Annotated in this window: 8 protein-coding genes; 5 read left to right on the top strand and 3 right to left on the bottom strand. The window is 72.6% G+C overall.

What is annotated here, in order from left to right:
• The first annotated feature begins 7 nt into the window (after window positions 1–7).
• The 5 genes from VNO22_07825 to dapA all read left to right on the top strand — a co-directional run bounded on the left by VNO22_07825 (window position 8) and on the right by dapA (window position 5,022).
• Complete coding sequence (locus tag VNO22_07825) at window positions 8–1,030, top strand: hypothetical protein (GenBank protein HXG61265.1); 1,023 nt, start codon at window positions 8–10, stop codon at window positions 1,028–1,030.
• Window positions 1,031–1,087: 57 nt separating this feature from the next.
• On the top strand, window positions 1,088–2,485 hold the full coding sequence (glmM, locus tag VNO22_07830; protein HXG61266.1) for a phosphoglucosamine mutase: 1,398 nt from the start codon (window positions 1,088–1,090) through the stop codon (window positions 2,483–2,485).
• Window positions 2,482–3,213, top strand: a complete 732-nt coding sequence (locus VNO22_07835) for a pyridoxine 5'-phosphate synthase (GenBank protein ID HXG61267.1) — start codon at window positions 2,482–2,484, stop codon at window positions 3,211–3,213. The genes glmM and VNO22_07835 overlap by 4 nt, the downstream gene beginning before the upstream one ends.
• Window positions 3,194–4,060 (top strand): hypothetical protein, encoded by an 867-nt coding sequence (locus VNO22_07840; protein ID HXG61268.1) that lies wholly within the window; start codon window positions 3,194–3,196, stop codon window positions 4,058–4,060. Before VNO22_07835 ends, VNO22_07840 begins: the two co-directional genes overlap by 20 nt.
• Before the next feature lie 86 nt (window positions 4,061–4,146).
• Window positions 4,147–5,022: a 4-hydroxy-tetrahydrodipicolinate synthase gene (gene dapA / locus VNO22_07845; protein HXG61269.1), complete on the top strand. Its 876-nt coding sequence runs from the start codon at window positions 4,147–4,149 to the stop codon at window positions 5,020–5,022.
• Here the strand turns inward: dapA and VNO22_07850 are convergent.
• The 3 genes from VNO22_07850 to VNO22_07860 form a co-directional block, all read right to left on the bottom strand.
• A complete protein-coding gene (locus VNO22_07850) occupies window positions 5,015–5,443 on the bottom strand; it encodes a hypothetical protein (GenBank protein ID HXG61270.1) in 429 nt (142 codons plus the stop codon). The genes dapA and VNO22_07850 overlap by 8 nt on opposite strands.
• Window positions 5,440–5,754 carry a divalent-cation tolerance protein CutA gene (cutA, locus tag VNO22_07855; protein ID HXG61271.1) on the bottom strand — a complete coding sequence of 105 codons (315 nt, stop codon included), beginning with the start codon at window positions 5,752–5,754 and terminating at the stop codon, window positions 5,440–5,442. The genes VNO22_07850 and cutA overlap by 4 nt, the downstream gene beginning before the upstream one ends.
• On the bottom strand, window positions 5,751–6,177 hold a 427-nt coding region (locus VNO22_07860; protein HXG61272.1), incomplete at its 5' end, for an aminotransferase class V-fold PLP-dependent enzyme. The genes cutA and VNO22_07860, both read right to left, overlap by 4 nt.

The following is a 6,177-nucleotide window of genomic DNA, read 5'->3' on the forward strand; positions in this document are numbered from 1 at the left end:
CCCGCCCGTGAGCGTCAAAAAAATCTTCCTCGAGAACCTGACGACCAAGGCGATGGCGCTCTTTCTGGCCGTCCTCACCTGGGTCTACCTCTTCACCCAGAGCAACGGCCCCGGCGAAATCGAAGTGCAGTTCTGGCCGAACCTCGACATGAAGGACTTCGCCTCCGTGAGCTATCGCGACGGAGACCGCGAGCTCGTCCCCGGCGGCTCCCTCCGCATCCGCGTCGTCGGCCCCAAAGGCGACGTCCGGACCCTGTCCCTGCGCCCCATGATCTTCCGCTGCGACTTCCGCATCGACCCCAAGGAGCTGACCGGCCTGAAGGGAACCTACAAGATCAGCCTCATCCGGGAAAACTTCAACCTGCCCGCCAACTTCTCGATCGAACCCCTCCCCCAGATCGCCGTGCACTACACGAAGTATGTCGAGAAGGAGCTGGAGCTCGTCGCCGACCTGCGCCACTACCAAGGTCAGCCCCGCCCCGGCTATCAGGTCGAATCCATCACCACCCTTCCCCGGCGCATCCGCGCCAAAGTTCCCGCCGACCTCGAAAATCTGGAGCGCGTGGACATCCGCCGCGTGGACGTCACCGGCCGCTTCGAGAGCTTCAGCGTCGAACGCTGGGAACTCGACCCCGCCGCCCTCGAGGCCCGCCTCCAGCCGGTGGAATCCTTCCGCGTCGAAGTCAAGATCGTCCCCCAGCCCGCCCGCCGCCGCTTTACGGTGGACCTCCACGTCGCCGCCCGGCCCCACGAGCTTCATCGCGTGGAGCTCGACACCCCCCGCGCCGTCCTCATCGAGGTTCAGGGCCCCCAGGAACTCCTCCGCGACGTCTCCGAATCCGCCTTCTTCGCCTACGTCGTCGTGACCGAGAAGGACCTGGAGTCCGTGGGACCCCGGAACATCAAGGAATCCGGACTCGGCTGCCACATCCTGGACCCGCGCCTTCAGGGCCGCGTCACCGTCGTCTTCATGCCCGACGAGCGCCCCGAGAACCGCGAGGTCAAGATCAAGATCGTCCCGCGCTCCTGACCCGCCGGACGGTCCCCTTGATTCTTTCGCCCCGATTCCTCATACTCCATCCGCCCGATGGGAAAGATCTTCGGCACCGACGGCGTCCGCGACCGCGCCGGCCGGGGCCCCCTCGCCCCCGACCGCGTCGCCGCGCTGGCCGCCGCCGCGGGAACGCTCCTCCGGCGCGACTCCGCCCTCTTCGCCGCGCCTCTGCCCGAAGCCTTCCGCGCCCTCGGCGCCCCCGGCTCCGACCCCTTCGGCGCCGGCAAGGTCCTCGTGGGCCGCGATACCCGCGCCTCCGGACCCGCGATCGAAGAGGCCCTCGTCGAAGGCTTCCGCGCCGCCGGCATCGACGTCCTGCGCGCGGGCGTCCTTCCCACCCCCGGCGTCGCCTGCCTCACCCGCCTCTGGGGCTGCGCCCTCGGCGTCGTCATTTCCGCCTCCCATAACCCCGCCGAGGACAACGGCATCAAGCTCATCGCCCCTCAGGGCCTGAAGATCCCCGACGCCGCCGAGGAAGCCATCGAGGCGCTCCTCGAAGACCCCTCCTTCCGTCCCGCCGCCCCCCCCCGGCCCGGAACCGCCGAGGACGTCTCCGCCCGCACCGAGGACTACCCCGACTTCCTCGCCCGCTTCCTCCCGCGCCCCCTGCGCGGCGTCACCCTGGCCGTCGACTGCGCCCACGGCGCCGCCTCCGCCTTCGCCCGGCCTCTTTTCGAACGCCTCGGCGCCCGCGTCCTTCTCGCCGGCGCCTCGCCCGACGGCTCCAACATCAACGCCGGCGTCGGCGCCCTCCACCCGGAACGCGTCGCCGAGCTCGTCCGCCGCGAAAAGGCCGACCTCGGCGTGGCCTTCGACGGCGACGCCGACCGCGCCATCTTCGCCGACGAGACCGGCGCCGTGCGCGACGGCGAAACGGTGCTCGCCCTCTGCGGCGTGGAGCTCCGCCGCAAGGGACGCCTCCCGGGCGACCTCGTCGTCTCCACCGTCATGGCCAACTACGGCCTCGAGCGCCACCTGGCCGCCCACGGGATCCGGCTCGCGCGGACCAAGGTCGGCGACCGGTTCGTGGCCGAGGAAATGCTCCGCGCGGGGGCGGTCCTCGGCGGCGAGCCCTCGGGACACGTCCTCTTCTTCGACGCCGCTCCGGCCGGCGACGGCCTGCTGACCACGCTCCGCGTCCTCGGGGTCCTGGCCGAGCGCGGGGAACCCCTCTCGCGCTCGACCTTCGATAAGTTCCCGCAGGTTCTTCTCAACGTCCCCGTCCGCCGCAAGCCGCCCCTCGAGGAGGTCCCCGCCGTCGCGCGCGCGGTCGAGAACGCCCGGCGCGAGCTCGGTCCGGACGGGCGCATTCTCGTCCGCTACTCGGGCACCGAGCCCCTGTGCCGCGTCATGGTCGAAGGCCCCGAGGCCGCCCGGGTCGAGCGCCTGGCGGCGGATCTGGCCGAAACGGTCCGGAGGGAACTCGCGTGACGCCGCTGCGGCTCGGCGTGAACGTGGACCACGTGGCGACCGTCCGCCAGGCGCGCCGCGGGCGGGTCCCCGATCCCGTGGAAGCCGCCCGGGCCGCCGAGGAGGCGGGCGCGGACTCCATCGTCTGCCACCTGCGCGAGGACCGCAGGCATATCCAGGACGACGACGTCGCGCGCCTGCGCCGGGCCGTCCGTACCCGGCTCAACCTCGAGATGAGCCTGGCCCCGGACGTCGTCGCCGCGGCGCTCCGGATCCGCCCCCCTCAGGTGACGCTCGTCCCCGAACGGCGGCGCGAGCTCACGACCGAAGGGGGACTCGACGTCGCCGCCGCCCCGGAACGCGTCGGCCGGGCGGTCGAGCGCTTCCGCGCCCGCGGCATCGACGTGAGCCTCTTCATCGATCCCGATCCGCGCCAGGTGGCCGCCGCGCTCCGCGCGGGCGCCCCCGTCGTGGAGCTTCACACCGGAGCCTACGCCCACGCCTCCGGACGCGCCCGCCGGCGGGAGCTGGCGCGGCTGCGCGATGCCGCCCGCGAAGCTCGCGCGGCGGGCCTGGTCGTCGCCGCGGGCCACGGCCTGGATCTCGAAAACGTCGGACCCGTCGCGCGCCTCCCGGAGATCGAGGAGCTCAACATCGGCTTTTCGATCGTGGCGCGGGCGATCTTCGTCGGTCTGGGCCGGGCGGTGCGCGAGATGAAGGAGGCCCTGCGTGAGGCCCGCCGCCGATAGCCTTGCGGCGGCGCTTCTGGCGCTGGCCGCCTGCGGCCGCCAGGCGCCTCCGCCGCCCGCCCCCGCGGCCGCCCCTCCCCCTCCGGAGCTTCCCCTCCCCGCCGAGGTGCCCTTCCCCGACTGGGCCGAAGTCGATTCGGAAGAGTTTCCGCGTCTCGAGGATCCCCCGGACGCGGGAGGGCCCCTCCGCTGGGACTTCACCCCCGGACGCCGCCTGACCTACGACTTTTATCAGACGCTCGACCAGGCCGCCGCCTCCTCCTCGGACGGAAAGGAGCACAACGCCCGCACCCGCGACCGGAACGAAGGCGTTTTCGAGTTCGTCGCCGGCCCCGATCGGACCGCCCGCGTGGCCATCCGGATCCGCACGGTCGAGTCCTTCCTCGACGGCCGTCCCGTGCCGGCCGAGACCGTGGCCCGCGCGCCCCCGTCCGTCTTCGAGTGTTCCCTTCGGGAGGACGGCCGGGCCGAGGTCGGCCGCCGCGCGGGCGCCGCGGACGCGCAGATCTTCTTCGACGCGCTCCTGGCGGTCGCGCCCGGCGAGCACGGCCTCCCCGACGGCCGCCGCACGACCCGCCGGACCGGGACCTTCAAGGTCGGCCCCTGGCGCTGCGCGCGCGTGGAGACCGAGTTCGAATTCTCCCCCGCGGGGCCGGACGGCCGAACCCTCCTGCGCGGCCGCGCGGTCGGCTACTTCGATCTCGAGGGCGGCCGGTACGTGCGCGCCTCGGCGGCCGCCCGCACCTCCTCCCGCCGCCGCGCTCCGGCCCCCTCGGGGGGCGGCTGGACCGTGACGCGCCTGGACGCGGCCACGGAATTCCGCCTCAAGCTCCGAGACCGTCCCTGAGCCGGGCCGTCCCCGGACCTCAGGCGCGCGGAAGGCCTCGATTTTCGTTGATCCCGTGCGCCGGGACGCCTACCATCGAGCACCCGATGATCAAGACCGAAGGTTCCTTCGTCGCTCTGGTGACCCCGTACGCCGGGGACCAGGTGGACCTCGCCAAGGTGCGCGAGCTCGTGGACTTCCAGCTCGAAAACGGCACCGCGGGCTTCTGCCCCGTGGCCACGACGGGGGAATCCCCCTCCCTCAGCCGCGAGGAAAAAGCCGCCGTCATCCGCGCCGTCGTCGAGCGCGCGCGCGGCAAGGCGCTCGTCTTCCCCGGGGCCGGGACCTACAACACCCGCGAGACGATCGAGCAGACCCGGATGGCCCGCGAGCTGGGAGCCGACGGCGCGCTTCTGGTGACCCCGTATTACAACAAGCCCACCCAGGAAGGGCTCTTTCGCCACTACGAGGCGGTCGCCCGCGCGGTCCCGGGGTTCCCGATCATGCTCTACAACGTCCCGGGCCGCACGGGCGTGAGCCTGGCGCCGGAGACGACCGCCCGGCTCTCCAAAATTCCCGGCATCGTCGCCCTCAAGGACGCCTCCGGCAACGTCGAACAGGTCACCCAGGTCCGCGCCCTCTGCGACATTCAGATCCTCTCGGGCGAGGACTCCCTGACGTTCCCCATCCTCTGCCTCGGCGGCCGGGGGGTCGTTTCCGTGGCCGCCAACGTCGCCCCGCGCGCCGTCGCCGACCTCTGCCGGGCCGCTCTGGCGGGGGATCTGTCCCGCGCACGGGAGATCCACGAGCGTTTCTTCCCGCTCTTCAAGGATCTCTTCCTCGAAACCAACCCCATCCCCGTCAAGACGGCCCTGCGCCTGATGGGGCGCTACAACGGCGAACTCCGGCTGCCTCTCTGCGAGATGAGCCGCGCCAACGCCGAGCGCCTGGAGAAGACGCTGCGCGCCTGCCGGATCATCTGAAAACCTCCTCCGCCGCGATCACCCGCCAGACGCCCTCCTCCCGCCGGAACCGCAGCCGCAGGTGGAACTCCCCCGCCGGACGCGGCCCCAGGCGCACGACCGCGCGCACGAGCGCCTCCGCCTCCTCCCCGTCCACGTCCACCGCGCAGCCCTCTACGCGCAGCGAGGCGCCCCCGCCGAGCCGCCGCACTTCGCGCCGCACCCGCCGCGCGGCGTCCTCGTAGTCCTCGTTCCCCGACCGGTACGCCCGCGAAAGAAAAGCCACCACCGCCTCGGCGTCCCCCCGCTCGGCCGCCCGCGCCGCCTCCTCGATCCGCCGCTCGATCTCCCGCTCCGCCCCCGACGAGAGAAGAAACACCGCCGCCGCGGCCGCCCCCAGAAGAACCGCCGTGCCCCCCGCGACCTTCGCCGGAAAGCTCACCGCGTGGACTCCCGCACCCAGCGCAGATACTCCGGAAGCCCCGACGCGACCCGCAGCGTCACCACCTCCGGCACCTCGTACCCGTGAAGGGCCTTCACCCGCGCCGCCAGCTTCCGCGAAAGCGCCGCGCGCGACTTGATGACGAGCAGCACCTCGGAAGCTTCTTCCACGCGGCCCTTCCAGGCGTAGATCGACGTCACCCCCGGCACGAGATTCACGCACGCCGCCAGCCGCTCCCGGACGAGCGCCCGCGCGATCCGCCGCGCCTCGGCCTTCCCGGCGCACGTCACGAACGTCACCGTCTCGCTCATCGCACCCCCGCGGAAATCCGGCGGAGCCGCTCGATCACACGCGGAACGATCTCGAGCGCCCGGTCGATCTCTTCCTCCCGCGTCCGGGCCGAGACGCTCAGGCGCACCGAACTCCGCGCTTCCTCCTCCGAAAGCCCCAGGGCTTCCAGGACCGGAGAGGGTCGAAGCCCTCCCGAGGCGCAGGGCGACCCCGATCCCGCGCAGACCCCCTCCGCGTCGAGCGCCAGAACCGCCGCCTCGCCCTCCACCCCTTCGAACGAGACGTTCAGAAGATGCGGCGCCCGCCGGTGCGCCGGGCCGTGCACCCGCATCCCGCCCACCCGGCGGGCCAGCCCCTCCCGCAGCCGCTCCCGCAGCGCTTCCATGCGGCGGGCGTTCGCCTCGAGATCCTGAACGGCCAGGCGCAGCGCCTCCGCCAGTCCC

Source organism: Planctomycetota bacterium (genome assembly GCA_035574235.1).
Taxonomy (GTDB): Bacteria; Planctomycetota; MHYJ01; order MHYJ01; family JACPRB01; genus DATLZA01.